Raw genomic sequence first — 24,906 nt, 5'->3', positions numbered from 1 at the left:
TGGCGTTAGAGGAGCTCGTTGAGGTCGTTGACCACACGCGTGGCCCCGGCGTCGAGCAGGGTCTGCCGGCCGGCGCCGCGGTCCACGCCGATCACCGAGTGGAAGTGCCCCGCGCATCCGGCCTGGACGCCCGAGACGGCGTCCTCAACCACCACGCATTCGTCGCTGGGCAGGCCCAGCAGTTCCGCGGCGTACTGGTACGTGGCCGGGCTCGGCTTGCCGGGGAGGCCCTCGGCCGCAGCCACGACGCCGTCAACCACTATTTCGAAGTGCCTGTTCAAGCCTGCGGCCTTCAGGACAGCCGGAGCATTCCGGGACGAGGAGACCACGGCGACCTTGAGTCCGCGGCCCACCGCGGCTTCCAGGAAGCGCACCGAGCCTTCAAACGGCTCGACGCCGGCGCTGACGATGTCATTGAAAACCTTGTTCTTGCGGTTGCCCAGCCCCTGGACGGTGGCATCGGCGGGGTCCTGCCGGGTGGCATCTTGCTCGGCGCCCTCGGTGGGCGCATGACCGGCAGTGCCGTCACTTGGCGCACCTTCGGGCAGCACGATGCCGCGGGACGCCAGGAAGTCACGGACGCCATCGAACCTGGGCTTGCCGTCGATGTGGTCGAAGTAGTCGTCCTCGCGGTAGCCGGGGACATCCGGACGGGACGCCAGGAAACCCTCGAAAAGTTCTTTCCACGCCTGTTCGTGGACAGTGGCCGTGGGGGTCAGCACGCCGTCGAGGTCGAACAGGATGGCGGAGGCGGTGGTCCAGCTGGTGCTTCGGGTGTTCAGAACGTCAGTCATGCGCGATGTCCTTTCAGACGGCGGGCAACAGGCGGGCTGTCACGGGCGGGTTGTTACTGGGCGGTAGGTAAATAGGCAGAAAGCAGAGCGGGCCGAAAGCGGGGCAACAAGGAGGGGCCGAGCAGGAGCGGGGAGGGCGGCCACGATGCCGCCGGGTCAGCAGGGGCGGCTGAGGGCCAAGGTGAAAACCTCGGCGGGCCGGTGGGCTGCTGTTGAACGTTTTCTTCCATCATGGGCGCCTTGGCACGGCCTGACAACTTGGCGGACGCGGGGCGGTGGCGCAAGGCAGGCAGGAGGCATGGCACGTGGCATGGGTCCGGCTTCCCTCTCCGATGGTTTCAGTGACCCGCAAGAGTGGGCCACCAAAGAGTGTAAGAGCCTACAGATTTGGCGTGCAACTGTTTTTTCTCATGGTGCGATACCGGGCACACGCCCTGCGGGGTACGGATTTCGGCCCCGGCATGCCGTTGAGTGGAGCAGGTAGTCAGCCGAGCACGTAGTGGCGCAGGAAGGCGCTGACGTCCACCATCTCCGTCTTGCTCATGGCGTGGCCCATGCCCGGATATGTCCTGGCGGTCAGCCGGGTGTTTTCGTTCAGCCATTGTCCGGTGTAGGCCGTTGCGTCCTCATTGATCACCAGGTCCGCCTTGTCCCGACCCCAGAAGAAGGGCGGCGGGGCCGTGAAGAATTCGGTCAGCGACAGCAGTTCGCTTTCCAGCACAAAACCCGAGAGGCCCACCGTTGCCTGGTACTCCGAGGGATGAAGGCGCAGAAGCGTGCTGGCCATGGCCATTCCCTGGGAATAGCCCAACAGGCTGACGCTGCTGTGCTGGCCCCGGACGGAGCTGATCCACGCCTGGACGGCGTTGGTGGCCGTGATGACATCCGCGAAATCGTTGGCCAGGAAGTAGTCCAGGAGGAACCAGCCGTAGTGGTCACCGATCACCATGGGCGCCCGCAGCGCAGCACAAGTGAACTCGGCCGGGAGGTATTCAAACAGCCGCACCATTCGGGACTCGTCCGTGCCGTAGCCATGCATCATGACCAGCAACGGCGTGCCGGCCCGCTCAGCCTCCGGCTTGGACCAAACAACTGTCTCCATCAGATCAGCCTAACGAGCGCCAGGCTCCTGAACAGCCAAGACGCTGGCGCGCCCCGGGCGGCCCAATCATTGAATCGTGCCCCGACGGACTGTAGCGTGAGCGTAAGACAGCATGCTTATCAAGCTTGGCACCACACGTACTCGAACAACTAAGGAGCAAGTCATGAGAATCGGTTCCTCCATTTTCCTTATTGCACTCGGCGCCATCCTGGCCTGGGCCGTAGCCCCGGGGCTGATCCCCTTCATAGACCAGGTCCTGATTGGATACATCCTGATGGCCGTTGGTGTGATCGGGCTGATCACCTCCCTCATCCTGGCCTCACCGGGCCGCAGCCGCCGGGTCAGCGAAACCCGGTCGGTGGTTGATCCCAACACCGGCGAGCGCATCACCCGCAACGAAAGCCGCGACGGCGGCATCTAGGCTTCAAACCCACCCGGAAGCCGGGCCCGACCGAAAAGGTCGGGCCCGGCTTTTGCGTTGCCGGCCTAACCGAGGCCTAACCCGGCGCGCCCCGCCCCGCCCCGCGAGTTTTCGTCCACTTATCCGGACTTTCGGGCCGTTCGGCTCGCAATACGTGGACAAAAACTCCCGGGGGTTCTGTGTTTTTATGGTTTTCATTGACAAACCAACATAGACAAAGATAAAGTCAAGTAATTCAACATCATGTGATGCCAGTCACTGGATTTCAGGGCTGGGATTCAGCACTTTACGCAATGGAGGGTATGTGTTTGCCGAGGAGCGCCAGCAGAAGATAGCCGAGCTTGTTGCCGGCACCGGCCGGGTGAGCGTGACCCTGCTGGCTGAGCGTTTCCGCATCACCACCGAAACTGTCCGCCGCGACCTGGCCGCCCTCGAAAGCACCGGCACTGTGCGCCGTGTCCACGGCGGAGCGGTTTCCGCCGACCGCTTCAGCACCACCGAGGAAAGCATCAACGAACGGACCATCCAGCGCCCGGACCAGAAGGTGCGAATCGCCCAGGCGGCCCTGGCCCTGATCCCCCAGGCCACGTTCGGCAGCATCCTGCTCGACGCCGGTTCCACCACTGAAGCGTTGGCCGACCTTCTCGCCCGGCGCACCGCCGTCGAGCCTTCGGCTACCGGACCCGGCGCCGAACTGGTAGTCATCACCCACGCCGTCCCCATCGCGGCGAAGCTGTCCAGTGCGCCCGGCATCGCCCTCCAAGTCCTCGGCGGCAGGGTGCGCGGGCTCACCCAGGCCGCGGTGGGGCAGGTAACTGTGGAAGCGGCGCAGCGGTTGCGCCCCGACGTCGCTTTCATCGGCACCAATGGCATCCACGCCAGCTTTGGCCTTAGCACTCCCGATCCTGAAGAAGCCGCCGTCAAGGCGGCCTTCGTCCATTCGGCGCACCGCATCGTGGTGCTGGCCGATTCCTCCAAGCTGGACGTGGAAACCCTGGTCCAGTTCGCCTCCCTGAAAGATCTGGACACCTTGATTACAGACAGCGAGCCCAGCCCCGAACTCGCGGCAGCCCTGACCGAGGCCGGCGTTGACGTGGTGATCGCATGATTGTCACCTTCACGGCCAACCCCAGCCTGGACCGCACGGTGGCCCTGCCCGGCCCCCTGGCACGCGGCGAAGTCCAACGCGCGGTTTCGGTCAGCCAGGAATCCGGCGGCAAGGGCGTCAACGTTTCCCGCGCCCTGGTCGCCTCCGGCCTGGAGACTATCGCGGTGCTTCCGGGCGCTGAGAATGATCCCGTCCTCGCCGGGCTGCTCCACGACGGCGTGCCGTTCGCGGCCCTTCCCATCGACGAGCCGCTGCGCACCAACGTGGCACTCACCGAGCCGGGTGGCGTGACCACCAAGATCAACGAGCCCGGACCCATCATGGACGCATATCAGCAGGAAGCCCTGATCGGCCTGCTGCTGGAACGCGCCCGCGGCGCCAGCTGGGTAGTCCTGGCAGGTTCCCTGCCTCCCGGCTTCCCCGCCGACTTCTACGCGACCGTCACCCGGCGGCTGCGGACTGCGGCCGACGGCGGCGCCCCGCTGATCGCCGTCGACTCCTCCGGCGGCCCGCTCGTCGCCGCCGTCTCCGGAATCTCGCCGGACGGCACGGCACAGCATGGGACTTCACAGGACGGGGTGTCCGGGAAACCGGACCTCCTCAAACCCAACGCCGAGGAACTGGCGGAACTGGCTGCTGCAGCCGGCTTCGCCACGGCGTCCACCGCAGACGAACTGGAAGCGGATCCACAGGCTGCCGCGGCAGCCGCCGCCGCCGTCGTGCGTTCCGGTGTGGGTGCTGTGCTGGCAACTCTCGGATCCAAGGGAGCTGTCTTGGTAACGGCCGACGGCGCGTGGCTGGCCACGCATCCGCCGGTCGCCGCGGTCAGTACGGTCGGCGCGGGCGATTCGTCGCTGGCTGGCTATCTGCTCGCCCATGGCCAGGGCGCCGCCCCGGCCGATTGCCTCCGTCAGGCAGTGGCACATGGTGCCGCCGCCGCCTCCCTGCCGGGTTCCACTGTCCCGGCAGTCCACCAAACCACCCCGGATGCCGTAACCATCACGGCTCTTCGAAAGGATTGACAGTGACTCAGCTCATCACCACCGACCTGGTCGTGCTCGACCAGAACCTGGGCACCTCGCCCGAGGACGTGATCCGGCACCTGTCCAGCACAGTAGCTGCCACCGGCCGCGCGTCAGAAGTCGAAGGCCTCTTCGCCGATGCCTTCGCCCGCGAACAGAAGACCGCCACCGGCATCCCCGGCGGCATCGCCATCCCGCACTGCCGCTCTGCTGCGGTCATCGAACCCACTCTGGCCATGGCCCGGCTCAACCCCAAGGTGGACTTCGGCGCCAAGGACGGGCCCGCGGACCTGGTCTTCTTTATCGCCGCGCCGGACGGCGCGGACCAGGAGCACCTGCAGTTGCTGTCCAAGCTGGCCCGGTCCCTGATCAAAAAGGATTTCACTGCGGCACTCCGCAATGCATCTTCGCGGGAAGAGGTCGTGGCACTGGTGGACGGCGCTTTGGCGGACAAGCCGGCGGCCCACGCAGCCGCTGCGGTTGCCGAAGCTGCGCCCGCTGCTGCTGTTGCCGGTGCTGTTGCTACTGGCTCAACCACCGCTGGCCGCAGGCGTCTGGTGGCTGTGACCGCGTGCCCCACCGGCATCGCCCACACCTACATGGCCGCCGATTCACTGGTTGCCGCAGCCCAGGAAATGGGCGTGGACCTGCAGGTGGAGACCCAGGGTTCCTCCGGGGCCAAGCCGCTTGACCCTGCCGTCATTGCCGCCGCCGAAGCCGTGATCTTCGCCGTGGACGTGGATGTCCGCGGCAAGGAGCGCTTCGCTGGCAAGCCCGTCATCAACGCCCCCGTCAAGCGCGGCATCGACGAGCCGGCCAAGATGGTCCAGGAGGCGCTCGCTGCCGCCGACAACCCGAATGCGCGCCGAGTCCCCCACTTCGGGGCCGAGGAACAGGCTGAGAACGAAGCCACCGAAAAGGGCGAACACATCGGCCAAAAGCTGAAGAAGGCACTCCTCACCGGAGTCAGCTACATGATCCCGTTCGTCGCCGGTGGCGGCCTCCTGATCGCGTTGGGCTTCCTGATGGGTGGCTACCTCATCACCAAGTACGCGGACACCATCGTGGTGGACAACAGCATTTTCAACCTGCCCACAGAATTCCCTGAGAACGCGTGGGGCCCGCTCGGTGCGTACCTCGGTGCGGTCTTGTTCAAGATCGGCGCCTTGTCGCTCGGATTCCTGGTTCCCGCACTGGCCGGATATATCGCGTATGCGATTGCCGACCGGCCAGGCATCGCACCGGGTTTCGTTGCCGGCGCCGTTGCCGGCTTTATGGGCGCAGGCTTCCTAGGCGGTATCGTCGGTGGTCTCCTGGCCGGTTACATCGCGCACGTTATCGGCCAACTTCAGGTTGCCCGCTGGCTGCGCGGCCTGATGCCCGTGGTGATCATCCCCCTGGCGGCTTCCATCGTGGCCTCGGGCCTCATGTTCCTGATCCTGGGCGCTCCGATCGTCGCCATCACTGTTGGGCTGAACTCCTTCCTGTCCGGCCTGACTGGTGCCAGCGCCATAGCCCTCGGCATCATCCTTGGCCTGATGATGTGCTTCGACCTCGGCGGTCCGGTCAACAAGGTCGCCTACGCCTTCGCCGTCGCTGGCCTGGGTGCCGCAACGCTGGACAATCAGGCACCGTGGCAGATTATGGCGGCCGTCATGGCCTCCGGCATGGTTCCGCCGCTGGCCATGGCACTCGCGTCCACGGTCCTGGACAAGAAGCGCTTTAGCTTGGCTGAGCGCGAGAACGGCAAAGCCGCCTGGCTGCTGGGGGCATCCTTCATCTCCGAAGGCGCCATTCCCTTCGCCGCTGCGGACCCGCTCCGCGTCATCCCGGCCAGCATGCTAGGCGGAGCCGTCACCGGCGCCATCTCCATGGCGGCCGGTGTAGGGTCAAAAGCCCCGCACGGCGGTCTCTTTGTCTTCTTCGCCATCGACAACTTCCTGATGTTCGTTGTCTCTATCATTGTCGGAACAGTCGTCACCGCCCTGTCAGTGATCGCCCTTAAGCGCTGGGCCGTCCGCCAGCCCGCTGTTACCGTTGAGTCGGTTCCAGTAACGGTCTGACCGGCCGCACCGCACCACCACCCACGGCGCTGAACCAACGGACGCGCCGAAAGACAAAGGAGCACAAATGTCAGAACGCACCGCAACCGTCGCCAGCCGAGTAGGCCTGCACGCCCGCCCCGCCGCCATCTTTGCCGAGGCCGCCGGCGAGTTCGACCTGGACATCACCATCGCCCGCCAGGGCGAGCCGGTCGATGAGGCAATGGACGCCGCCAGCATCCTGTCCCTCATGAGCCTGGGTGCCGCCCACGGCGATGTTGTGGTGCTCCGCGCAGAAGGTACCGGCGCGGATGACGCCCTGGAGCGTCTGGTCCAGATCCTGGAAACGGATCACGACGCCGAGTAAACAGCCTGACGCCAGCGGCCGCCGTCGCGCCTGTCCCCTCTCCTGGGAAGGTACGACGGCGGCCGCTGGTTTCTTAGCCGCGTTCTGCGATCTTCTTGACGTCCGCCACGAGCATGTCCCACATGCCCTTGGAGTGTTCGGCCGCGTCTTCGCTGGCGTTGTTGTCCTGCGAGAGCGTGAGTGTTGTTGCACTGCCCTGGCCCTCGAGGGTCCAGGTGAGCGTGTGGTAATTTTCCGGCTTGTCTTCCTGACCGCCCAGCGGGCTGAAGTGCGTGTGGACCAATCTGCGTCCGGGGTCTACCTCGAGGATCTCGCCCTTATCTTCGTAGGGTTTGCCTTCCCACTCCCCGCGCCAGGCCATGGGGCTTCCTTCCGTCCAGTCGGTTTCCAGGTCCGCGCCGAACATGAACTCCTTCACGGCGGCGGGATCGGTGATAACTTTCCAGACGCGGTCCGCCGGAGCCTCGATGGTGACGGTGGATGTGGCCACATGGTTCCCGGGCACTATCGGGCCTCCTTGGCGGTCACAAGTAGATATTCCCATTCCATTTGCCATACGGCATCGCCGTGGGCCTCGCCAAAGGAATCGGCCAGTTCGGTGAGCGCTTTGTCCAGGGCCTGCGCCTTGTCCTTGTCATCGCCAATGAACTTATAGACCGAGATGGTGGGGCCGTAGTGGGACTTGAAGTACCGCAGGAAGTCCTCCGGCTGGTGGAAACTGCGGATGGCCAGCGAACGCTTCTTCGCCTGGATATCGGTGATCCTGCTCCCGAAGAGTTCCCGCACGTGATCCTCGCTCCCCCACAGCGGCGGCGGCTGGGCGCCGGGCGAAGGCGGCGGCGCGAACGGCTTCATGGTGGTAAACATCCTTCCGATGAAGCCTTCGGGTGTCCAGTTGAGCAGGCCGATGGTGCCGCCGGGTTTGCACACCCTGAGAATTTCGTCCGCTCCGGCCTGATGGTGCGGAGCGAACATCACGCCCAGGCAGGACGTGACCACGTCAAACGAATTGTCCTCGAACGGCAGCGCCTCGGCGTCCGCTTCCACCCATTCAAGCCCGACGCCGCGATCGGCAGCCTGCCGACGCCCGGCGGAGAACAGTTCCGGGGTGAGGTCGCTGGCCACCACATGCGCGCCCATCATGGCTGCAGGGATGGCCGCGTTGCCGGCGCCGGCGGCCACGTCCAAAACGTGCTGCTTCGGCTTGATTCCGCAGGCATCAACCAGAATGGCCCCGAGGTCCTGCACCAGCTCACTGGCCAGTGCCGGGTAATCCCCTGAGGCCCACATGGTCCGGTGCTTTTGCTTCAATGCCCGGTCTGCCTCGTCTACGTCCGCATTGTCATTCATGGTGGCGCCCCTCTCCTTTGACAGGCTTTCCCTTGACAGGCTTCAAGTGATAGCAGGCTGTTCCACAGGGCTGTAATGCGACCCATTGTGGCCGCAGCAGGGCGGGCTGTAAAGCGCCTGGAGCTAAAGGACCAACACGGAAGCAAGCAACCTTACTGCTTCCTTGTGTTTCCAGAGTCCCGGAATTAGCGTGGAAGCCTGACCAGCCAATACGGTGCTCATCCCGGACCCGGCGAAGGAGGACCACATGCCCGGCAAGAAGAACCCGAGCCTGAAAGATCCTGAACTCTATGAGGAACTGCGGGACGACGGCGCGTCCAAGCAGAAGGCCGCCCGCATCTCGAACGCGGCCGCCAACAAAGGCCGCTCAGCGGTAGGACGCAAGGGTGGGAAAGCCGGCGATTACGACGACTGGACCGTCCCGCAGCTAAAGGCCAAAGCCAAGGAGATAGGCCTCGCTGGTTACTCAGCCAAAAAGAAGAGCGAGCTTATCTCCGCCCTGCGGAACTCTTAGGCGGCGGCCATCCCCACCACCACAGACTGTTCGCGGACTGCTCTAAGCACCCTTTCGCGCCCGCGCTGTGGCAGGCTTCGCCGCAAGCTTCGCGGCAGGCTTCGCGGCGGTGGCTTTGGTTCCGGAGGACTTAGTTCCGGAGGACTTAGTTCCGGAGGACTTCGCGGGAGCAGTCCTCGTACTTGCAGTCTTGGCACCGGCCTTGGCGGGAGCCTTCGCGCCGGAACTGTTGGCACTCGCTTCCGTGTCGTCGTCGTCCCCGTCTCCGGAGGCCGTACCCCCGGAGCCCGCATCCGCAGACGCGGCAGCCTTCCCGCCGCCGCGTTTCCGCTCCAGGCTGCGCTTCAGCGCCTCCATCAGGTCGATGACCTCGCCGTTGCCGCCCTCACCCGCTTCTGCGCCGAATGTTTCGTCAGTATCGAGCGAATCACCCTTCTCCAGCTTGGCCTCGATGAGCTTCCGGAGCTGCACCTGGTAGTCATCGGTGAAGTGCCCGGGTTCGAAATCGGCGGCCATGGACTCCACGAGGGCAGCGGACATTTCGCGTTCCTGTGCCGAAATCCGGATGGACGTGTCCAGGGCCGGGAAGCTGGCCTCCCGGACCTCGTCGGGCCACAGCAGGGACTGCAGGACCAGCACGTCGCCCTTGATGCGCAGCGCCCCCAGTCTGGTCTTCTCGCGCAGGGCGAACTGGACGATGGCCACGCGGTCCGTATCCTCAAGCGCCCGTCGCAGCAGCACATAGGCCTTGGGAGACTTGGAATCCGGCTCCAGGTAATAGCTCTTCTCGAACATCATGGGTTCGAGCTGCTCGGACGGAACAAACTGGACCACCTCGATCTCGTGGCTGTTCTCCGCCGGGATGGATTTGAGTTCATCCTTGGACAGGACCACCGTGCGGCCGTCGTCCTCAAAGGCCTTGTCAATGTCCGAATAGTCGATGATCTTGCTGCACAACTCGCAGCGGCGCTGGTACCGGATCCGGCCGCCGTCGGCATTGTGGACCTGGTGGAGGCTGATGTCGTGGTCCTCGGTGGCGCTGTAGACCTTCACGGGCACGTTCACCAGGCCAAACGCGATGGCACCCTTCCAGATGGCTCTCATCCCTCAAGTGAACATCACGTGGGGCCGGAGGTGAAGACCCATGGCCGGCCCTAAAGAGCGTGTCAGGGTGGCAGGCCGGGAACTGACCCTCACCAACCTGGACAAAATCATCTACCCGGAGACCGGCACCACCAAGGCCGACGTCCTGGCCTACTACGCCGCCGTGGCCCATGTCCTGATCCCCGCAGCGGCCAACAGGCCCGCCACCCGCAAGCGGTGGGTCAACGGCGTGGGCTCCCCCGGACAGCCCGGCGAGGTGTTCTTCCAAAAGAACCTGGAGGATTCAGCGCCCGGCTGGCTCCCCCGCGCCGCCATCACACACAAGGACCGGACCATCTACTACCCGATGGTGAACGATCCCGCCACGCTCACCTGGTTCGGCCAAATCAATTCGCTGGAAATCCACGTCCCCCAGTGGCAGGTGGACTCGCACGGCAAGCAGCTCCACCCGGACCGCCTGGTCCTTGACCTCGATCCCGGCGACGGCGCAGGGCTTGAGGAATGCGCCGAGGTTGCCAAGCTGGCCCGCGCCATCCTGCAGGACGTGGGCCTGGAACCCGTGCCGGTGACCAGCGGCAGCAAGGGCATCCACCTCTACGCCGGCCTTGACGGCACGCAGACCTCCGATCAGATCTCGGACTTTGCCCACGAACTGGCCCGCGCTCTGGAAGCGGACCACCCGAATCTCGCCGTCAGCGACATGAAAAAGACGCTGCGCAAAGGCAAAGTACTGGTGGACTGGAGCCAGAACAGCGCCGCCAAAACCACCATCGTGCCGTACTCCCTGCGCGGCCGCCTCACCCCCACCGTGGCTACCCCGCGGACCTGGCAGGAGATCGGCTCCCCCAAGCTCGAGCACCTCGACTACAAAGCCGTGCTGCGCCGGGTCAAGGCGGGCAAGGACCCGTTCGCCGCCGTCGCCAGCGGTGCCGGGCACACGGGGGACGCACGTTCCCTGGGTCCTTCGGGCGAAGGGACGGACGACGGCGGCGCGCACGCCCGGCTGGAACGGTACCGGTCGATGCGGGACCCGGATGGGACGCCTGAGCCGTTCTCCGGCACCTCCGGAAACGGGGACACCTTCGTGATCCAGGAGCACCACGCGAGCAGGCTGCACTTCGATTTCCGGCTGGAGCACGAGGGTGTGCTGGTGTCGTGGGCCCTGCCGAAGGGCGTCCCGGCATCCGGCGAAAAGAACCACCTTGCCGTCCAGACCGAAGACCACCCCTTGGACTACGCCACTTTTGAGGGCACCATTCCCAAGGGCCAGTACGGCGCCGGCGAGGTCACCATCTGGGACCACGGCACGTATGAACTGGAGAAATGGATCAACGGCCGCGAGGTCATCGCCACCCTGACCGGCGCCGAGGGCGGGGGCCTGGGCGGCACCCGGAAGTTCGCCCTCATCCACACCGGCCGCGGGCAGGGCAGGGACACTGACGGGCAATGGCTCATCCACCTGATGGACAAGGACCACCACACATTCCATCCGCGGCGAGCCCACGTGGAGGATGAACCGGCGGAGGATTTCAGTCCCATGATGGCAACGTCCGGGACCGCCGCCGACCTTCACGGCAGCGATTGGCAGTTTGAACTGAAGTGGGACGGCGTGCGGGCCCTGCTGGTCGCGGACGAAAAGAAGGTCCGGATCTTCAGCCGCAACGGCATCGACGTCACCGCAACCTACCCGGAGCTGACGGACCGGTCCTGCTGGCCGGCGGGGCCGTTTGTTGCCGACGGTGAGATCATCGCCGTCGGGCCTTCCGGGAAGCCCGACTTCGGGCGGCTTCAGGGGCGCATGAAGCTGACCCGGCCCGGCGACGTCACCAAGGCCCGCGCAGACATCCCGGTCCGGCTGGTGCTCTTTGACCTGCTGTCCGACGGTGGCGAGGACCTTCGCCGGCTGCCGCTCGTGAAGCGGCGGCAACGCCTTGAGCAGTTTTATCGGCCGTCGGACTGCCCGGTGGAGCTGTCTCCGATCCTGGACGAAAGGATCGAGCACATTCTGGAAAGTGCGCAGGAGCTGGGGCTTGAGGGTGTCATGGCGAAGCGGACCGACAGCCGCTACGTCAGCGGGCGGCGGACCCGGACATGGATTAAGATCAAGCTGCACCAGACCCAGGAAGTTGTGGTGGGTGGCTGGCGGGCCGGCAAGGGCGGGCGGCAGAGCTCAGTAGGGTCGCTGCTCGTGGGGATCCCCGACGGCAACAAGTTGCGCTATGTTGGCCGGGTGGGCAGCGGGTTCAGCACCCGGGAACTGGAGGGACTGCGGCAGAAGGTGGACCATCTGGCCCGCAAGACGTCACCGTTCGAGGACGTTCCCATTGAGGATGCCTCGGACGCCCATTGGGTGACGCCCCGGCTGGTCGGCGAGGTGACTTTCGGGGAATGGACAGGCAGCGGGAAGCTCAGGCATCCGGTGTGGCGGGGCTGGCGGCTGGACAAAACCGCCGACGAAGTGCTGCCGGAAGCCTAGCGGCGCGGCCTCGTGCTGCTGAGCAGCCGACGCGCAAATTCGTCCAGGACTCGCAAAATCTCCTGGGACACAGAAAAGGCCTGGCGACGCCCGAATTTGGGTCTCGCCAGGCCTTTTCTGTGTCGTCAGGTCAGATGCGCGTCGGCTGCGCAGGTGTTCCTAGGACGAGTGCGGCATCTGCGGGCGGCCGGTGCGGTGCACGGCCGTGACTGCAGCTTCCTGGCCCATGCGGCCGTGGCCTGCATCCCGCTCTTTGGGGTGCCGGTGCTTTCCGTTGCCGTCCGGCCATTGCTGTTCGCCAGCCATCGCCGCGGTCACCGCAATGGCGGCCGGGTCAGGCATGGACGGGGTGTCCATGGCTGCCGCGAGATGGCCCGCGACCTCCGGCTCAATCTTTGCTCCAGCATGTTTTTCAGCCATTTTTTCTTCCTTCCGCAATGAAATGAAGTGGTTACCAATAGTAGGTCTGGCGTGCTGTCCGGGCGCTGGAATTACCAGCGGACCTTCTTCTCCGCCGGGCCCTGCTTGCCGCTGGCGTGGGTGGGCTTGTGGCTCTTGCCGACGCTCTGCAGTCCGGCGTCGGCGCCCCGGGATTTGCTGGCGAGCATGGCCCGCTGCGCTTCGGTGAGCCCGGCCCGGATGCCCTTGGTGTCGGCGTCGTCCTGCGCGGGGTCGGGCTGGCTGGGAGTGTTGTTTTCAGTCATGTGGTGGAACCTTTCTGAGGAGAATCAGTGTGTCTGACGAGATCAGCTGGACGGGGCCTGTGGTACCAGGCCGCAGGCGTCCGACTACTCAAAAATCAGTGTTCCCATGGCTCAACAATAGGCAGTTTCAGCCTGGGTTGTGAACCCCCGGTTTCCGGCCCGTATGTAGGGCCGTCTTGCGGTCTGGGCTGGTGCCCGGATCGCCGTGGCGGCCGTCACTTTCCCACGCAAATCAGGGGAAAAATGGCCTAAAAAGTGCGTCGTGAACAAAAAGATTCTGTAACGATGGGCCTGAACCGCCCAAATCCCAGTAATGACGGGGCGAGACCAGCCAAAAGAAGTCCCTGAATGCCGATGGAAACCCTCTTTAAGGAGGGCACTTTACGGTACAAAACTCTCATTTGCCATGGAATCCGCGTAAAATTGAAAGCCTGCCCAGAGCGGGGCAGCTACAAGTCGCAAGCAAATGACCTCCATAGGAGTCGCCCAAATGCCCACAGACCGAAGCACGACCGACTCTTCAGCAGGCGTTAACAACGCCCGCCGACCCAACAACGCAACATCTGACAGCGCAGGACCCAACAACGCACGACCCACCGCGCCAACAAGTGGGCGGAAACCTAAGATCCTTACGCGTCGCCGACTCAAAGAGTCCGACGTGAACGTGGTCAACCAGCCCATGCTTAAGAAAGCGCTCGGCGGAACCATCGTGGGTAACACCATGGAATGGTTCGACGTCGGCGTATTCGGCTACCTGATCACCACCATGGGACCCGTCTTCCTTCCCGAGGCCGACAAGTCCGTCCAGACGCTGTTCCTGCTTGGAACGTTCGCGGCCACGTTTATTGCCCGTCCACTCGGCGGCATCGTGTTCGGCTGGCTCGGCGACAAGATCGGGCGCCAAAAGGTACTCGCCGCAACACTCATGATTATGGCTGCGAGCACGTTCGCCGTCGGACTCCTGCCCGGATACGCGCAGATCGGCATCTGGGCCGCTGTACTGCTGGTAGTCCTGAAGCTCATACAGGGCTTCTCCACCGGCGGTGAATACGCAGGCGCCACCACGTTCGTCAGCGAATACGCACCGGATAAGCGCCGTGGATTCTTTGCAAGCTTCCTGGACATGGGCAGCTACCTTGGCTTTGCCCTGGGTGCGGCACTTGTTTCTGTCCTGCAACTGACCCTTGGCCAGACAGCCATGGAGGAATGGGGCTGGCGCATACCCTTCCTGATTGCAGGGCCGTTGGGCCTCATCGCCATCTACTTCCGGAACAAGATCGAGGAATCCCCTCAGTTCCAGGCCACCCTGGATGCCCAGGAATCCATAGGGCAGGCCGCAGCAGCCGCTGACGTGGACGCCGCCAAGTCACCGGTCGGCATCGTCAAGGCCTATTGGCGCTCGCTCATCGTCGCGATGGTCCTTGTCGCCGCTGCCAACACCGCCGGCTACGCCTTGACGTCCTATATGCCGACGTACCTCACTGAGTCCAAAGGCTACGATCCCGTCCACGGAACGCTGCTGACCATCCCCGTGCTGGTCATCATGAGCCTCTGCATCCCCCTGACCGGAAAGCTGTCCGACCGGATCGGCCGCCGTCCCGTGCTGTGGATCGGCGCCATCAGCACCGTGGTATTGGCCACGCCGGCGTTCCTCCTCATCGGTGTCGGTGAGGTGTGGTCCACGCTTGCGGGCCTCTCGCTGATCGCCTTCCCGGTCACGTTCTATGTTGCGAACCTCGCCTCGGCATTGCCCGCACAGTTCCCGACAGCCAACAGGTACAGCGCCATGGGTATCGCCTACAACTTCGCCGTTGCCATCTTCGGTGGAACCACCCCGTTTATCGTCGCTGCCCTGATCAAGGCCACCGGCGATGACATGATGCCGGCGTACTACCTGATGGCGACCTCAGCCATCGGAGCTGTGGCCATCTACTTCCTGAAGGAATCGGCCCAGCGTCCGCTGCCAGGCTCCATGCCCAGCGTGGACACCCAGGCGGAAGCCAAGGAACTGGTAGCAACCCAGGACGAGAACCCGCTGATCGACCTGGATGACATGCCGTTCGAATCCCAGGACGCCACCGATGCCGCGGCCGCTAAGGTCCCGGCCGGAGTCTAAGCAACACGGTCTAAGCACCACACAACACCGGCCTGACTGGGCCGTCTTGTAGCCCGCGCTCAAAGGCCCGTCCCGCGCGTCTTCCTTGGGGGAAGCACGCAGGGCGGGCCTTAGCCGTGCCTGGCACTGCTCTCTCGGGCGGCCCGGCCCGGCCCGGCCCGCCCGCCCGGCCCAAGCGACGCCCTGTGACCCAGCTAATGGTGGCCATTCCGGGCTTCTGCTAATTTTCGAACAAGGGCTTGAAGAAAAGGTGGTGTTGGCTGTGCGCAGAGTCATGGCCCATGCCCGCACCCTGCACGCGCTGGGCCCGGCGAACAACGACCGACTCTCGGCCGTAAGGGTTGCCCTCAGCGTGGCAGTGCCCTCCCTGGTCCTGCTGGCAATCGGCCGCCCCGAGCTCACCATGTACGCGGTATTCGGCGCCCTGACCGGCATGTACGGGCGTTCGGAATCTCATCAGCTTCGCCTCAAGCACCAGGCCCAGGCGGCGGTGGTTCTGGTCAGCGGCATCACAGTGGGCGTATTCCTGTCCCTCAACTACATCCACTCCTGGTGGCTGGTGCTGGTGGAGGCTGTGCTGGCCGGCGTCGGGTCCCTGTTCTCCGACAAGGTGCAGCTCAAGCCGAACGGACCGTTCTTCGGCATCCTGGCACTAGGCGCCTGCGCCTCAATTCCGACCAACGTGCCGTTCCTGACGGCCGTGCTGATCGGTGCAGCCTCGGCTGCATTCTCAATCCTTGTGGGCTTCGCCGGCTGGCTGCGGGTTCGGACGTGGCAAGCGGGCGCCATGCGGGACGTTCCGCGTCTCAGCGGCGAAATCCGTCAGGCCGCGCTGGTGCACGCAGCCCGCTATGTCCTGGCCGTCGGCGCCGCCGGCGCCTGCGGAGTGATGAGCGGCAGCGGCCACCCGCACTGGGCCATGGCCGCGGCCGCCGTCCCGCTTGCCGGAGCCGACCTGCCCAGCCGCGTCCACCGCGGGATCCACCGCATCGTGGGGACGTTCGTCGGTTTGGCGCTGGTCGCCGTCGTCCTTTTCCCTGGTCCGCTGTCGCCGCTGCAATATTTCCCCGGCCACACCGCGGCCGTGCTGGCGCTGCTGGTGATCGCATTCCAGTTCCCCACCGAGCTGTTCATGGCGCGGCACTACGGCTGGGCCATGGCCTTCTTCACGCCGGTGATCCTGCTCATGACGCAGCTTGCTGCGCCCGCGGACCCGGGCCTGCTGGTCACCGAACGCGCGGTGGAAACCCTTGTGGGCGCGGTGATCGGTATCGCGGTGGTGGTTGCGGTCCGCGCACCGCGGAAGACTACTGTTTCGGGCGTCGCGGCGGCCCGGACGTAAGCCGCGCCGGCAGCAATCGCGAGATGGCCGCCACCAGTTTGTAGCGTTTGCTGGGAATCGAAACGCCCTTCCCGCTGGCGTTGTCCGCCAACCCGTCCCGGACCACCCAATCCGCCCGCAGCCACATCCAGTGCGGCGCGACCGATTTGTCCATGCCCATGCGGTCATGGAATTCGGTGTGCGTAAATCCGGGGCACAGTGCCGTGACATGCACGCCTCTCGGTCCATACGCAATGTTGGCCCAGCGGCTGAAGCTGACCTGCCAGGCTTTCGCAGCCGAGTAGCTGCCGCGGTTGGCAAAAGCCGCCACGCTGGCCACGTTGATGATTCGGCCGGAATGCCGCTCCAACATCCCCTGCAGGGCGGCATGGCAAAGCACCATGGGCGTCTCAACGTGCAGGCGCAGGTGCCCTTTCTCGTCTTCCAAGGAATTGTTTTCGAAGGAATGCAACAGCCCGATCCCCGCGTTGTTCACCAGGACTTCAACTGGCCGCGCAGCGTCCGTGAGCCGCCCGACGACGGCGGCCACGCCGGCGTCGTCCGTCAGATCTGCGGGCAGCACCTCAGCGGAGACGCTGTAATCACGCTCCAGTTCATCAGCGATCTGCTGGAGCCGGGCGGCATCACGGGCCACCAGCACCATGTGGTGGCCTTCCTGCGCCAGTTGGCGGGCGAACTCCGCACCCAGCCCTGCCGTTGCACCTGTCACGAGCGCTGTTCTTGGTGTCTCCATATGCCCAGACTAGCTGTGCTATTCCTTACTCCGTCGCGTTTTCCTCCTGGCCCGGCTGCATAGCCTCCTCCGAGCCGCCAAGTTCGCGAACCCGGGCCAACGCGGCGCCCTGGCGGGCTAGCATCTGCTACCCGCGGTCCATGGCGAAAAGCTGAGCCTCGGTCTAAGCGAACCTTGCCAGGGGGTTGGCGAGCCGGCCCGCCATCTGCAGCCCGCCGGACGGGTCGGTGAGGTCAAGCATCTGCTGGTTGTTCCGCAGCTGCAGCCGGTTCAGGCACGATAGTTCGAAGTCCGCGGCGAACAGGTCGTGGCGGGCGAACTGGTCCGCGAGCTCCGGGTTCTCCGCCTGGTAGTCCTGGATAGCCCGGGCGGCCGTGCCCCAAAACTCCTCTTCACTGAGTTTGCCGTCCTCCACCAGGAGGGCACCGAGGAAACGGAAGATGCAGTCGAACACATCCGTGAAGATCGCCAGGACCTTTTCGGTGTCGGGAATGTCCACCTGGATCCGTGACACCTCCGCGGGCAGGTCCAGCCGGCGCCCCATCACCACAACTTCCTCGGCGATGTCCTTCATAACCGCGCGCACTGGGACGCCGTCCTTCAGCACCAGGATCACGTTCTCGCCGTGCGGCATAAAGGCGAGTTCGTACCGGTAGAGGCAGTGGACCAGCGGGACGAGGTAAGCCTCGAAGTAGCGGCGCAGCCATTCGACCGGCTCCAGTCCTGAGCGCTCGATCAGGGCAGACACCATCGGATTGCCGGCCGAATCGACGTGCAGCAGCGACGCCATGGTGGCCAGCTGCTGGCCGTCCTCCAGCAGAGGGAGCGGACTTTCCCTCCACAGCGCAGACAGCATCTTCCCGTAGGGCGAGCCTTTCGCGGACGCGGCCTCGTAGTAGCTGTTGTGGTAGCCGATCGCCGCGATCTCGCTGATCATGGCCAGGCCGCGCTTCTGCAGGGCTGCGTCTGACCGGATCAGGTCCTGCAGCCAGTCATTGATGGCCGGGGTGGCCTTCATGTACTGGGGCGAGAGTCCGCGCATAAAGCCCATGTTCAGGACGGACACCGCCGTCTTGACGTAGCTCTTGGCGGGCGCGGCTGTATTGAAGAACGTGCGGATGGACTGCTGGGCCTGGTAGCTGTCAGCCCCCGTCCCCAAGTGGATGATGTGCTGCTGGGCGATCTCGGCAGCGAACGTGACGGTGAGCTTGTTCTCCCACTGCCAGGGATGCACCGGCATCAGGAAGTACTGCGCGGGGTCCACACCCTGGGCTGCGAATTCAGCGTCAAACGACTCCAGCGCGGCGGCGCCGAGCTCGGCCTCCAGGTGGGCGCGGTAGTCCAGCCCGGCGCTGGACGTGAAGACGGCCTGGCTGCGGTGGACTCCGATCCACTCCAGGCTGACGGAGGCTCCGGTCTCCGGCGCGAACGCCCGGTAGTCGCTGACGCCGAAGCCCAGCCGGCCGTTATTGGCCACAAAACACGGGTGGCCCTCCGTCATGCTGCGTTCGATGGCCTGGAAGTCGGCTGCGGGGTCGGTGCCGCCGGTGACTCCTGCCACGAGCTCTTCGGCGGATGGCTGTCCCAGCCACTGCTTGTAGGAGTGCCCGGCCAGCGTGCTGCTGATCTCTTCCAAATAGACCGGGAGCATCTCCTCGCGGATGCCCAGGGTGCCCCTGAACTCGGTGATGAAGCAAAGCGCGTCCGGGGCGGCGTCCTCGCCGCCGCGCGTGCAGCGGATGGAACCTGCGTCCACCGACCAATGCTCCAGTTCCAGCACGCGTGCGGTGAACGAGTACGCGGTTGAGCCGTCGTCGCTGCGCACCGCGTATACCGCGGGCTCTTCCGCACCTGTGGCACCCCCGCCGGAGCCCAGGCGCTGCGGCTCCAGGATGCGTTCGTGCAGGAATTCGGCGAGCGCCTTGCGGACCAGATGCCGGTTGGCCGTAGCCCAGCGCTCGGGCGCGAGGTGGGGAACGGTGTTGGCGGTGGTTCCCGCCGTTGCGGCGATGGCGGGGTTCAGTTCGATAGTAGTCACAGTGATGCTCCCTGGTGGATCGGGGCGGAAAGGTCATGGGAAGGGTCTTGGGGGTGGCGCAGGGCTGCGTGGGCGGCGAGGTAGTCCTGGCGTGTGCAGAAGCTGAGCAGCGCTTCCTTGTCCGGCAGGTTGACTACCCCCGACGGATGGAAGCCGAGCCGCTCGTTGAGCACCTGGATCTTAGAGTTCCTGGCGTCCGGTTCCACCACCACGCGTTCCACCCTTGCGTTTTCGAACAGTCGCTTCAGCACGGCGTCCATCACCGCGGCCGTGTACCCCGGTTGGGGATCTCCCGACGGCGGCGCCACCAGCAGGTGCATGCCGATGTCGCCCTCCTGCACGGCATAGACCGCGGCCAGCGGCGAGGCGGCCGGAAGGTATTCCTCCATCAGGAAGGCGGGGAGGCCGTCGTCGTTGATCCCCAGCACGGCATGGTGATGCCCCGTTGCCTGGATCTTCGAGTATTCCTCCACCACGCCTTCAACTGTGGAGGACAGCATCCCCCAGAACGACGCGTACGGCTGGGTCACCCAGCTGTGGAGGAGGGGTGCGTCGGCAACGGCGTCAACACAGCGGAACGTGAAGCTCATGCGGACACCTCCGCAGCCTGGATCGGAGCCGGCGCGGCGATCGGGCCTGGCTGCGGCGGCCCGAACTGCTGGAAAGCGATGCTCCGCTCCACTGGATAGACCTCGCGGCCGGTGATCTCGCGCAGGATGCACGAGTTGCGGTAGGCGGCCATGCCGAGGTCCGGGGTGACAAAGCCGTGCGTGTGCAGCTCGGCGTTCTGGACGAAAATTTCGCCGGGTTCGACGCCGGTGCTGTAGTTGCGTGCCACGGCGAACCGGCCGGCAGTGTCCCTGGCAATCCGGTCCTGGATGCCGGCCAGGAAGTCCGGCTCCCGATACGTGTAGCCGGTGGCGAGGACCACTGCTTCGCTGTCCAGTACGTAATCAGCGCCCTGTTCCTCGTGCCGGAGCTGCAGCGTGTGGACGCAGGCAGCGGGATCCCAGGCGGCGCCGGTGAGCGACGACTGGGTGAGGAGCTGGGTGTCCACCATGCCGGAGAGGCTCTTGGTGTACAGGAGGTCGTAGATGGCATCGATCAGCTCGGAGTTAATGCCTTTGTAAAGGTTCTTCTGGCTCTTGATCAGTCCGTCGCGCTGGTCCTGGGGCAGCCCATGGAAGTAGTCCACGTACTCCGGCGAGGTCATCTCCAGGGTGAGCTTGGTGTACTCCAGCGGGAAGAATCGCCCCGACCGGGTGACCCAGTTCAGCTGGTAGCCGTAGGTGTCGATGTCCTGCAGGAGGTCGTAGTAGATCTCCGCGGCGCTCTGGCCGCTGCCCACGAGGGTGATGCTCCGTTTGGCCTGCAGCTCACTCTTCCTCAACAGGTAGTCCGCGTTGTGGAGGACAAGTCCCCCGCCCCCATCAGCGGCCGCGTCGACTATTCCGTCACAGGATGCCGGCACGTAGGGCGACGTGCCGGTGCCCAGCACCAGCCGCCGGGCCAGCAGCACCTCGGGCCCTTCCGGGCCTTCCACCGAAAGGCGGTACACGCCGGCGTCGTACGTTATATCCAGCACAGCTGTGCTAAAACGGACCGAGCGCAGCTGGCCGGCCACCCAGTGGCAGTACTGGTTGTATTCGGCGCGCAGCGGATAGAAGTTTTCGCGGATGTAAAAGCGGTAGAGCCTGCCGGTCTGCTTGAGGAAATTCAGGAACGAATACGGCGAGGTGGGGTCTGCCAGTGTCACCAGGTCCGCCATGAACGGCACCTGGAGGTGGGCAGGCTCCAGCATCATGCCGGGGTGCCAGTCGAAGGATTCCCGTTGCTCCAGGAAGACGCCATCCAGCCCGTCCACCGGCTCGCTGAGGGCGGCGAGGCCCAGGTTGAAGGGCCCGACGCCGATCCCGGCGAGGTCGAAAATGCGCGTGTCTGCAGAACTGCCACAGTCCGGGATGCTCATGCGGACACCTCGCTGGTGCTGGGGCTGGCACTGTCGCTGGCCAGCAGCTGCGCGCCGGTGCGGCGCAGCAGCTCGATGATCGAGCCGATGTCCCCCAGGGTTGCTTCGGCGTTGAGGAGGGTGAACTTCAGGTAGTGCCTGCCGGCCACCTTGGTGCCGGCCACCACCGCCTGCCCGGACGCGAAGACCGCCGCGCGGATGGCCGGGTTGAGGGTATCGGCCGCATCCTCGGAAAGCCGTCCGTGAGCGTCGGACACGGCGCCCGTGAGTTCAGAACCGGAGACCCCGGGCCGGTACCGGAACACCAGCGTGCTGAGCTGCGGAGCGGCGGCGAGCTCAAAGTCGTCGTCGGCAGCCAGCACTGATCCCACGCGGGCTGCGAGATCGATCGCCTCATCAAACAGGGCGCCGATGGCATCCGCTCCCATGATGCGCAGGGTCAGCCACAGTTTGAGCGCGTCAAAGCGCCGGGTGGTCTGGATGCTCTTGTCCACCTGGTTGGGGACCTCGGCCAGGGCAGCGCTTTCCGGGTTCAGGTAGTCCGCATAGTACGTGACGTGCTGGAGCATGGCGCGGTCACGGACCAGCAAGGCGCTGGAGCTGACGGGCTGGAAGAACGTTTTGTGGAAGTCCACGGTGACGGAGTCTGCCAGGCGGGCCCCCTCCAGCAGGTGGCGGTAGCGGCCGGAAACCATCAGCCCGCCGCCGTAAGCCGCATCAACGTGGAACCAGGCACCGTAGGCGCGGGCCAGGGCGGCGAGGTCCGCGAGCGGGTCCACTGCACCGAAGTCGGTTGTCCCGGCGGTGGCCACAACCGCCATCGGCACCAGCCCGGCGTCGTGCGTTTCCGCAATGGCCTCGGCGAGCGCGGCAGGGTCCATCCTATGGTCATCGGCGCACGGGACGGAGATCACGGCGTCGAAGCCCATGCCCAGCATGGACGCGGACTTCTGGATGCTGAAATGGCTGTCCGCGGACGTGAAAATGCGCAGCTTTTCCAGCATGGCGGGCAGCCGGAGTCCGGCGTTGGCCGGCTCCTGCCGCAGCCCGGCAACGGCGTGGTTGCGCGCAATCAGAAGTGCCTGCAGGTTGGACTGGCTGCCGCCGGAGGTGAATACGCCATCAGCTGCAGCCCCCAGCTGCAGGCGTTCGGCGGTCCAGTCGATGAGCCGGCGCTCGATCATGGTGGCCCCGGCGCTCTGGTCCCAGGTGTCCATCGAGGAGTTCACCGCGGACAGGATGGCCTCCCCCACCAGTGCCGGGATCACCACCGGGCAGTTCAGGTGGGCTGCGTACTTCGCGTCGTGGAAGTAGATGGCGTCCCGGAGGTATACGGTCTCCAGCTCTTCCAGGGCCGCGGCTGTGTCCGGGAGCGGCTGGTCCAGGTCCACGGCGCCGATGCGCGCCTTCATTTCGGCAGGCCCGACGCCGGTGAACGGCCGGGTGGTCCGGTCCAGTTTGGTGGCCACGGCGTTGACGCCCTGCAGCACCTGCGCCACGTACCGGGTGGAGTTCCTGGTGTTGAACAGATGGTTGGTGGCAGCGAGGGCCAGCTCCACCCGGGAACCGAAATCCTGTCCGGGCAAGGTTTCGCTCACCCGATTTTCATCCATGTACATCTCATCAACACGGGGCAGCAGCGGCACAATGGTCATCCTTAGTTCGACGTTGAGGGTTTAGCAAGGTAAGCCTTACTTAGGTAACCCTTTTCGTCAAACTTTAGTGACTTATTATCTCTAGTTGCGGGAATACGGGTGTTCTACGGGCGGGGGCGCGTCATTGACTGGCCCCGGTCGCAAATCGGGGGCAAGATACTCCGCGCGAACGGACACTTGAGGCCCTCCTGCGGGAGCTTTCAGGGGCTTAAATGACCGTTCGCGCTAGTTCGAGGGGGCTTAAGTGACCGTTCGCGCCAGCGGGAGGGGGCTTAAGTGACCGCTCGCGCTAGTTGTCCGGCCAGTCGATGTGCTGTTCGTAGCCCCCCTCATGGGCACGGAGGTAACTGGCAATGAACGGGCAATGCGGAATGATCCGCTTACCCGAAGCCACAACGTCGTCGAGCGCGAAGTGCGCCAGCACCTTGCCCAGCCCCTGCCCCTTGAAGTCCTCGGCTGTGTCGGTGTGGAGGAAATCCACGTGTCCGGGCAGGTCCCGGAAGAAGGACTGGACGGCGACCTTCCCGCCCACCCGCAGCTCGTAGCGGTGATGCTCGTCATCCCTGGACAACGAGACGTCCGGGCTGAACTTGTCCTCTGTGGAAATCATGTTCTCAGTCATGGTTCGACATTGGCACTACTTGGCCCGGCTGGCAATGGCCCATCAGGCTGCCGTCCGTTGTGGGCGGCCAGTTCGGCACGGACATCGCCGGGGACGCGTTCCGGCATCCTGCCCAGCAGCAGCACGGCCAACACAAAGCACGCTGCGCCACCTCCGAGCAGGCCGAGCGTCAGGCCGTTGAGGGCAGCGTGCCCCACCGGTATGAAGACGACGACGGCGGCAGCCAGCACCGCGGCGGCGGGCCTGCCGCGGGTGTGGACAGACGCCGTCGGACGTTCCTCAAGGCGACCGAACGCGCCCAGCACCGGGAGCAGGAGGGCCACAACGCCAAGAAGGACGAGGGGTCTGGCCCACCACCATTCAGCTGTGCCTGCCACGGGCTTGGGGAAGTCGGTAAGGAGCAGTAGCCCGGACATGGCCACGAGCAGCGGCAGGTGCCAGAGGTAGACAGTCATGGAGCGGCGGCCGGCGACCATGACCACCGCGCGGACCCAGCCCAAGCCGGAAACCCAGCTGAGCCCCGGGCGGAAAAGCTGGAGAGCGGCGGCCTGGGACACGCCCAATAGCAGCAGGCAAAGGTTGGGCGGGTTGAGGTTGACCAGCATGTTTCCGGAGTAGAGGCCCAGGCCGGTGACCAGCCCGAGCAGCAGGTTGGCTGCCAGGATGAGCCCCACCAGGCCGGAGCGGGTGAGCCTGGCGAGATGTCCGTCAGCCATCAGGAAGCCGAGCTGCTGCACCGCGCACCACAGGAAGACAAGATTCGCGTAGGCGAGCATGGGGAGGGCCCCGCGTAAGCAGTCGACGGCTACTACCAGGGCAGCCAGGACGGCAACAGTCAGCCAGGGCGCGCGGCTGTGGAACCGCGCCAGGAGCGGAATGTTCAGCTGGGCTGCCAGGTAGGCGGCAAGGAACCACAGGGGCATACCGGCCCCGGTGGCCATCAGCTGGACCACCTGGGCGTCCACACCGAACAGAAGCGCCGCCGAAAGGCCCAGGAACATCACCGCCAGGAGGGCCGCCGCCGGACGGACCAGCCGCAGGAGCCGTGCCTGGGCAAATTCGAAGCCGGTGCCGCCAAGGGCCTGCAGCCGCTGCCAGGACTGCAGCCCGGTGGTGCCGCCGGTCAGGAAGAACAGCGGCATGACCATAGAGATCCAGATGACGGGCACGAACCACGGCTGATCGCCGAGGGTGTTTTCGGAGGTCACGGTGCCGTCCCTTCGCAGGACGGGGCTGACCATCATGCAGTGGCCCACCACCACCAGGGCCAGGCAGAAGAACCGGACAAGGTCGATCACCAGGTCGCGCTGGGCCGCCTGTTCACCCTGCGGGGCCGGCCCCGGCTCCTTCAGACCACTCACGTGCAGTCCCTACATGCGCCGATGCTGCTGTTGACTAAATTGTCCGCCCGCGATGCGCTTCCGGCC

23 protein-coding genes are annotated in these 24,906 nt (G+C 65.1%); 9 read left to right on the top strand and 14 right to left on the bottom strand.

The features are described 5' to 3' along the window. Window positions 1-5: 5 nt before the first annotated feature. Complete coding sequence (locus tag ACQCSV_RS02885; RefSeq protein ID WP_426939133.1) at window positions 6-794, bottom strand: HAD family hydrolase; 789 nt, start codon at window positions 792-794, stop codon at window positions 6-8. Window positions 795-1,278: 484 nt separating this feature from the next. Beyond that, the gene (locus ACQCSV_RS02880; protein WP_426939132.1) at window positions 1,279-1,896 is read right to left on the bottom strand and encodes an alpha/beta hydrolase; all 618 of its coding nucleotides are present in this window, start codon (window positions 1,894-1,896) and stop codon (window positions 1,279-1,281) included. A 163-nt stretch (window positions 1,897-2,059) separates the two neighbouring features. On the opposite strand from ACQCSV_RS02880, the gene ACQCSV_RS02875 reads away from it, so the two are divergent. The 5 genes from ACQCSV_RS02875 (at window position 2,060) to ACQCSV_RS02855 (ending at window position 6,856) form a co-directional block, all read left to right on the top strand. Then, window positions 2,060-2,317, top strand: a complete 258-nt coding sequence (locus tag ACQCSV_RS02875; RefSeq protein WP_282329715.1) for a DUF6458 family protein — start codon at window positions 2,060-2,062, stop codon at window positions 2,315-2,317. A gap of 304 nt (window positions 2,318-2,621) precedes the next feature. Further along, window positions 2,622-3,425, top strand: coding sequence for a DeoR/GlpR family DNA-binding transcription regulator (locus ACQCSV_RS02870; protein ID WP_354155420.1), 804 nt, complete (start codon window positions 2,622-2,624; stop codon window positions 3,423-3,425). Then, window positions 3,422-4,447, top strand: a complete 1,026-nt coding sequence (locus tag ACQCSV_RS02865) for a hexose kinase (RefSeq protein WP_354155421.1) — start codon at window positions 3,422-3,424, stop codon at window positions 4,445-4,447. Before ACQCSV_RS02870 ends, ACQCSV_RS02865 begins: the two co-directional genes overlap by 4 nt. Before the next feature lie 2 nt (window positions 4,448-4,449). Further along, window positions 4,450-6,510 (top strand): PTS fructose transporter subunit IIABC, encoded by a 2,061-nt coding sequence (locus ACQCSV_RS02860; protein WP_426939131.1) that lies wholly within the window; start codon window positions 4,450-4,452, stop codon window positions 6,508-6,510. 67 nt (window positions 6,511-6,577) lie between these two features. After that, the gene (locus ACQCSV_RS02855) at window positions 6,578-6,856 is read left to right on the top strand and encodes an HPr family phosphocarrier protein (protein ID WP_193340868.1); all 279 of its coding nucleotides are present in this window, start codon (window positions 6,578-6,580) and stop codon (window positions 6,854-6,856) included. Window positions 6,857-6,929: 73 nt separating this feature from the next. On the opposite strand, the gene ACQCSV_RS02850 is transcribed toward ACQCSV_RS02855, so the two are convergent. Together ACQCSV_RS02850 and ACQCSV_RS02845 are read right to left on the bottom strand one after the other, a co-directional pair. Beyond that, window positions 6,930-7,361: an SRPBCC domain-containing protein gene (locus ACQCSV_RS02850; protein WP_354155423.1), complete on the bottom strand. Its 432-nt coding sequence runs from the start codon at window positions 7,359-7,361 to the stop codon at window positions 6,930-6,932. Next, a complete protein-coding gene (locus tag ACQCSV_RS02845) occupies window positions 7,361-8,206 on the bottom strand; it encodes a class I SAM-dependent methyltransferase (protein WP_426939130.1) in 846 nt (281 codons plus the stop codon). The genes ACQCSV_RS02850 and ACQCSV_RS02845 overlap by 1 nt, the downstream gene beginning before the upstream one ends. Window positions 8,207-8,453: 247 nt before the next feature. Between ACQCSV_RS02845 and ACQCSV_RS02840 the strand changes: the two genes are divergently transcribed. Beyond that, entirely contained in the window at window positions 8,454-8,720 is a 267-nt protein-coding gene (locus tag ACQCSV_RS02840; RefSeq protein ID WP_354155425.1) for a DUF7218 family protein, read from the top strand. 42 nt (window positions 8,721-8,762) lie between these two features. Here the strand turns inward: ACQCSV_RS02840 and ACQCSV_RS02835 are convergent, their stop codons facing one another. Continuing rightward, window positions 8,763-9,824 carry a Ku protein gene (locus tag ACQCSV_RS02835; protein WP_426939129.1) on the bottom strand — a complete coding sequence of 354 codons (1,062 nt, stop codon included), beginning with the start codon at window positions 9,822-9,824 and terminating at the stop codon, window positions 8,763-8,765. 40 nt (window positions 9,825-9,864) lie between these two features. Here ACQCSV_RS02835 and ACQCSV_RS02830 point away from each other — a divergent pair, with 40 nt between their 5' ends. Beyond that, on the top strand, window positions 9,865-12,300 hold the full coding sequence (locus ACQCSV_RS02830) for an ATP-dependent DNA ligase (protein WP_354155427.1): 2,436 nt from the start codon (window positions 9,865-9,867) through the stop codon (window positions 12,298-12,300). 159 nt (window positions 12,301-12,459) lie between these two features. Here the strand turns inward: ACQCSV_RS02830 and ACQCSV_RS02825 are convergent, their stop codons facing one another. Continuing rightward, the gene (locus ACQCSV_RS02825; RefSeq protein WP_354155428.1) at window positions 12,460-12,720 is read right to left on the bottom strand and encodes a hypothetical protein; all 261 of its coding nucleotides are present in this window, start codon (window positions 12,718-12,720) and stop codon (window positions 12,460-12,462) included. 71 nt (window positions 12,721-12,791) lie between these two features. After that, complete coding sequence (locus ACQCSV_RS02820; RefSeq protein ID WP_354156188.1) at window positions 12,792-13,004, bottom strand: hypothetical protein; 213 nt, start codon at window positions 13,002-13,004, stop codon at window positions 12,792-12,794. A gap of 490 nt (window positions 13,005-13,494) precedes the next feature. Here ACQCSV_RS02820 and ACQCSV_RS02815 point away from each other — a divergent pair, with 490 nt between their 5' ends. Both ACQCSV_RS02815 and ACQCSV_RS02810 read left to right on the top strand, forming a co-directional pair. Then, window positions 13,495-15,120 (top strand): MFS transporter, encoded by a 1,626-nt coding sequence (locus tag ACQCSV_RS02815; protein WP_354156189.1) that lies wholly within the window; start codon window positions 13,495-13,497, stop codon window positions 15,118-15,120. Window positions 15,121-15,394: 274 nt separating this feature from the next. Then, window positions 15,395-16,462 carry an FUSC family protein gene (locus tag ACQCSV_RS02810; RefSeq protein ID WP_426939513.1) on the top strand — a complete coding sequence of 356 codons (1,068 nt, stop codon included), beginning with the start codon at window positions 15,395-15,397 and terminating at the stop codon, window positions 16,460-16,462. Here the strand turns inward: ACQCSV_RS02810 and ACQCSV_RS02805 are convergent. From ACQCSV_RS02805 to ACQCSV_RS02775, 7 genes are all read right to left on the bottom strand, one after another. Further along, window positions 16,428-17,195, bottom strand: coding sequence for an SDR family NAD(P)-dependent oxidoreductase (locus tag ACQCSV_RS02805; RefSeq protein WP_426939128.1), 768 nt, complete (start codon window positions 17,193-17,195; stop codon window positions 16,428-16,430). The two genes, ACQCSV_RS02810 and ACQCSV_RS02805, sit on opposite strands and share 35 nt — an antisense overlap. A gap of 163 nt (window positions 17,196-17,358) precedes the next feature. Beyond that, on the bottom strand, window positions 17,359-19,233 hold the full coding sequence (locus tag ACQCSV_RS02800) for an IucA/IucC family protein (RefSeq protein ID WP_426939127.1): 1,875 nt from the start codon (window positions 19,231-19,233) through the stop codon (window positions 17,359-17,361). Further along, window positions 19,230-19,823: a GNAT family N-acetyltransferase gene (locus ACQCSV_RS02795; protein WP_426939126.1), complete on the bottom strand. Its 594-nt coding sequence runs from the start codon at window positions 19,821-19,823 to the stop codon at window positions 19,230-19,232. The genes ACQCSV_RS02800 and ACQCSV_RS02795 overlap by 4 nt, the downstream gene beginning before the upstream one ends. Further along, window positions 19,820-21,202 (bottom strand): lysine N(6)-hydroxylase/L-ornithine N(5)-oxygenase family protein, encoded by a 1,383-nt coding sequence (locus ACQCSV_RS02790; protein ID WP_354156192.1) that lies wholly within the window; start codon window positions 21,200-21,202, stop codon window positions 19,820-19,822. Before ACQCSV_RS02790 ends, ACQCSV_RS02795 begins: the two co-directional genes overlap by 4 nt. Then, complete coding sequence (locus ACQCSV_RS02785) at window positions 21,199-22,815, bottom strand: aspartate aminotransferase family protein (protein ID WP_354156193.1); 1,617 nt, start codon at window positions 22,813-22,815, stop codon at window positions 21,199-21,201. The genes ACQCSV_RS02790 and ACQCSV_RS02785 overlap by 4 nt, the downstream gene beginning before the upstream one ends. A 331-nt stretch (window positions 22,816-23,146) precedes the next feature. After that, window positions 23,147-23,479 carry a GNAT family N-acetyltransferase gene (locus ACQCSV_RS02780; RefSeq protein ID WP_354156194.1) on the bottom strand — a complete coding sequence of 111 codons (333 nt, stop codon included), beginning with the start codon at window positions 23,477-23,479 and terminating at the stop codon, window positions 23,147-23,149. Next, entirely contained in the window at window positions 23,476-24,840 is a 1,365-nt protein-coding gene (locus ACQCSV_RS02775) for an acyltransferase family protein (protein WP_426939125.1), read from the bottom strand. The genes ACQCSV_RS02780 and ACQCSV_RS02775 overlap by 4 nt, the downstream gene beginning before the upstream one ends. Window positions 24,841-24,906 lie beyond the last annotated feature (66 nt).

The sequence above is a fragment of the Pseudarthrobacter sp. S3 genome (assembly GCF_050156905.1).
Lineage (GTDB): Bacteria > Actinomycetota > Actinomycetes > Actinomycetales > Micrococcaceae > Arthrobacter.
The sequence above is the reverse complement of the archived record's forward strand: the minus strand, read 5'-3'. Positions and strand labels throughout refer to the sequence as shown.

Excerpts from the sequence above, each read along its gene's own strand:
- ACQCSV_RS02885 (WP_426939133.1), bottom strand. The coding sequence starts at position 794 with ATGACTGACGTTCTGAACACCCGAAGCACCAGCTGGACCACCGCCTCC.
- ACQCSV_RS02880 (WP_426939132.1), bottom strand. The coding sequence starts at position 1,896 with ATGGAGACAGTTGTTTGGTCCAAGCCGGAGGCTGAGCGGGCCGGCACG.
- ACQCSV_RS02875 (WP_282329715.1), top strand. The coding sequence starts at position 2,060 with ATGAGAATCGGTTCCTCCATTTTCCTTATTGCACTCGGCGCCATCCTG.
- ACQCSV_RS02865 (WP_354155421.1), top strand. The coding sequence starts at position 3,422 with ATGATTGTCACCTTCACGGCCAACCCCAGCCTGGACCGCACGGTGGCC.
- ACQCSV_RS02855 (WP_193340868.1), top strand. The coding sequence starts at position 6,578 with ATGTCAGAACGCACCGCAACCGTCGCCAGCCGAGTAGGCCTGCACGCC.
- ACQCSV_RS02845 (WP_426939130.1), bottom strand. The coding sequence starts at position 8,206 with ATGAATGACAATGCGGACGTAGACGAGGCAGACCGGGCATTGAAGCAA.
- ACQCSV_RS02840 (WP_354155425.1), top strand. The coding sequence starts at position 8,454 with ATGCCCGGCAAGAAGAACCCGAGCCTGAAAGATCCTGAACTCTATGAG.
- ACQCSV_RS02835 (WP_426939129.1), bottom strand. The coding sequence starts at position 9,824 with ATGAGAGCCATCTGGAAGGGTGCCATCGCGTTTGGCCTGGTGAACGTG.
- ACQCSV_RS02830 (WP_354155427.1), top strand. The coding sequence starts at position 9,865 with ATGGCCGGCCCTAAAGAGCGTGTCAGGGTGGCAGGCCGGGAACTGACC.
- ACQCSV_RS02825 (WP_354155428.1), bottom strand. The coding sequence starts at position 12,720 with ATGGCTGAAAAACATGCTGGAGCAAAGATTGAGCCGGAGGTCGCGGGC.
- ACQCSV_RS02820 (WP_354156188.1), bottom strand. The coding sequence starts at position 13,004 with ATGACTGAAAACAACACTCCCAGCCAGCCCGACCCCGCGCAGGACGAC.
- ACQCSV_RS02815 (WP_354156189.1), top strand. The coding sequence starts at position 13,495 with ATGCCCACAGACCGAAGCACGACCGACTCTTCAGCAGGCGTTAACAAC.
- ACQCSV_RS02810 (WP_426939513.1), top strand. The coding sequence starts at position 15,395 with ATGGCCCATGCCCGCACCCTGCACGCGCTGGGCCCGGCGAACAACGAC.
- ACQCSV_RS02805 (WP_426939128.1), bottom strand. The coding sequence starts at position 17,195 with ATGGAGACACCAAGAACAGCGCTCGTGACAGGTGCAACGGCAGGGCTG.
- ACQCSV_RS02795 (WP_426939126.1), bottom strand. The coding sequence starts at position 19,823 with ATGAGCTTCACGTTCCGCTGTGTTGACGCCGTTGCCGACGCACCCCTC.
- ACQCSV_RS02790 (WP_354156192.1), bottom strand. The coding sequence starts at position 21,202 with ATGAGCATCCCGGACTGTGGCAGTTCTGCAGACACGCGCATTTTCGAC.
- ACQCSV_RS02785 (WP_354156193.1), bottom strand. The coding sequence starts at position 22,815 with ATGGATGAAAATCGGGTGAGCGAAACCTTGCCCGGACAGGATTTCGGT.
- ACQCSV_RS02780 (WP_354156194.1), bottom strand. The coding sequence starts at position 23,479 with ATGACTGAGAACATGATTTCCACAGAGGACAAGTTCAGCCCGGACGTC.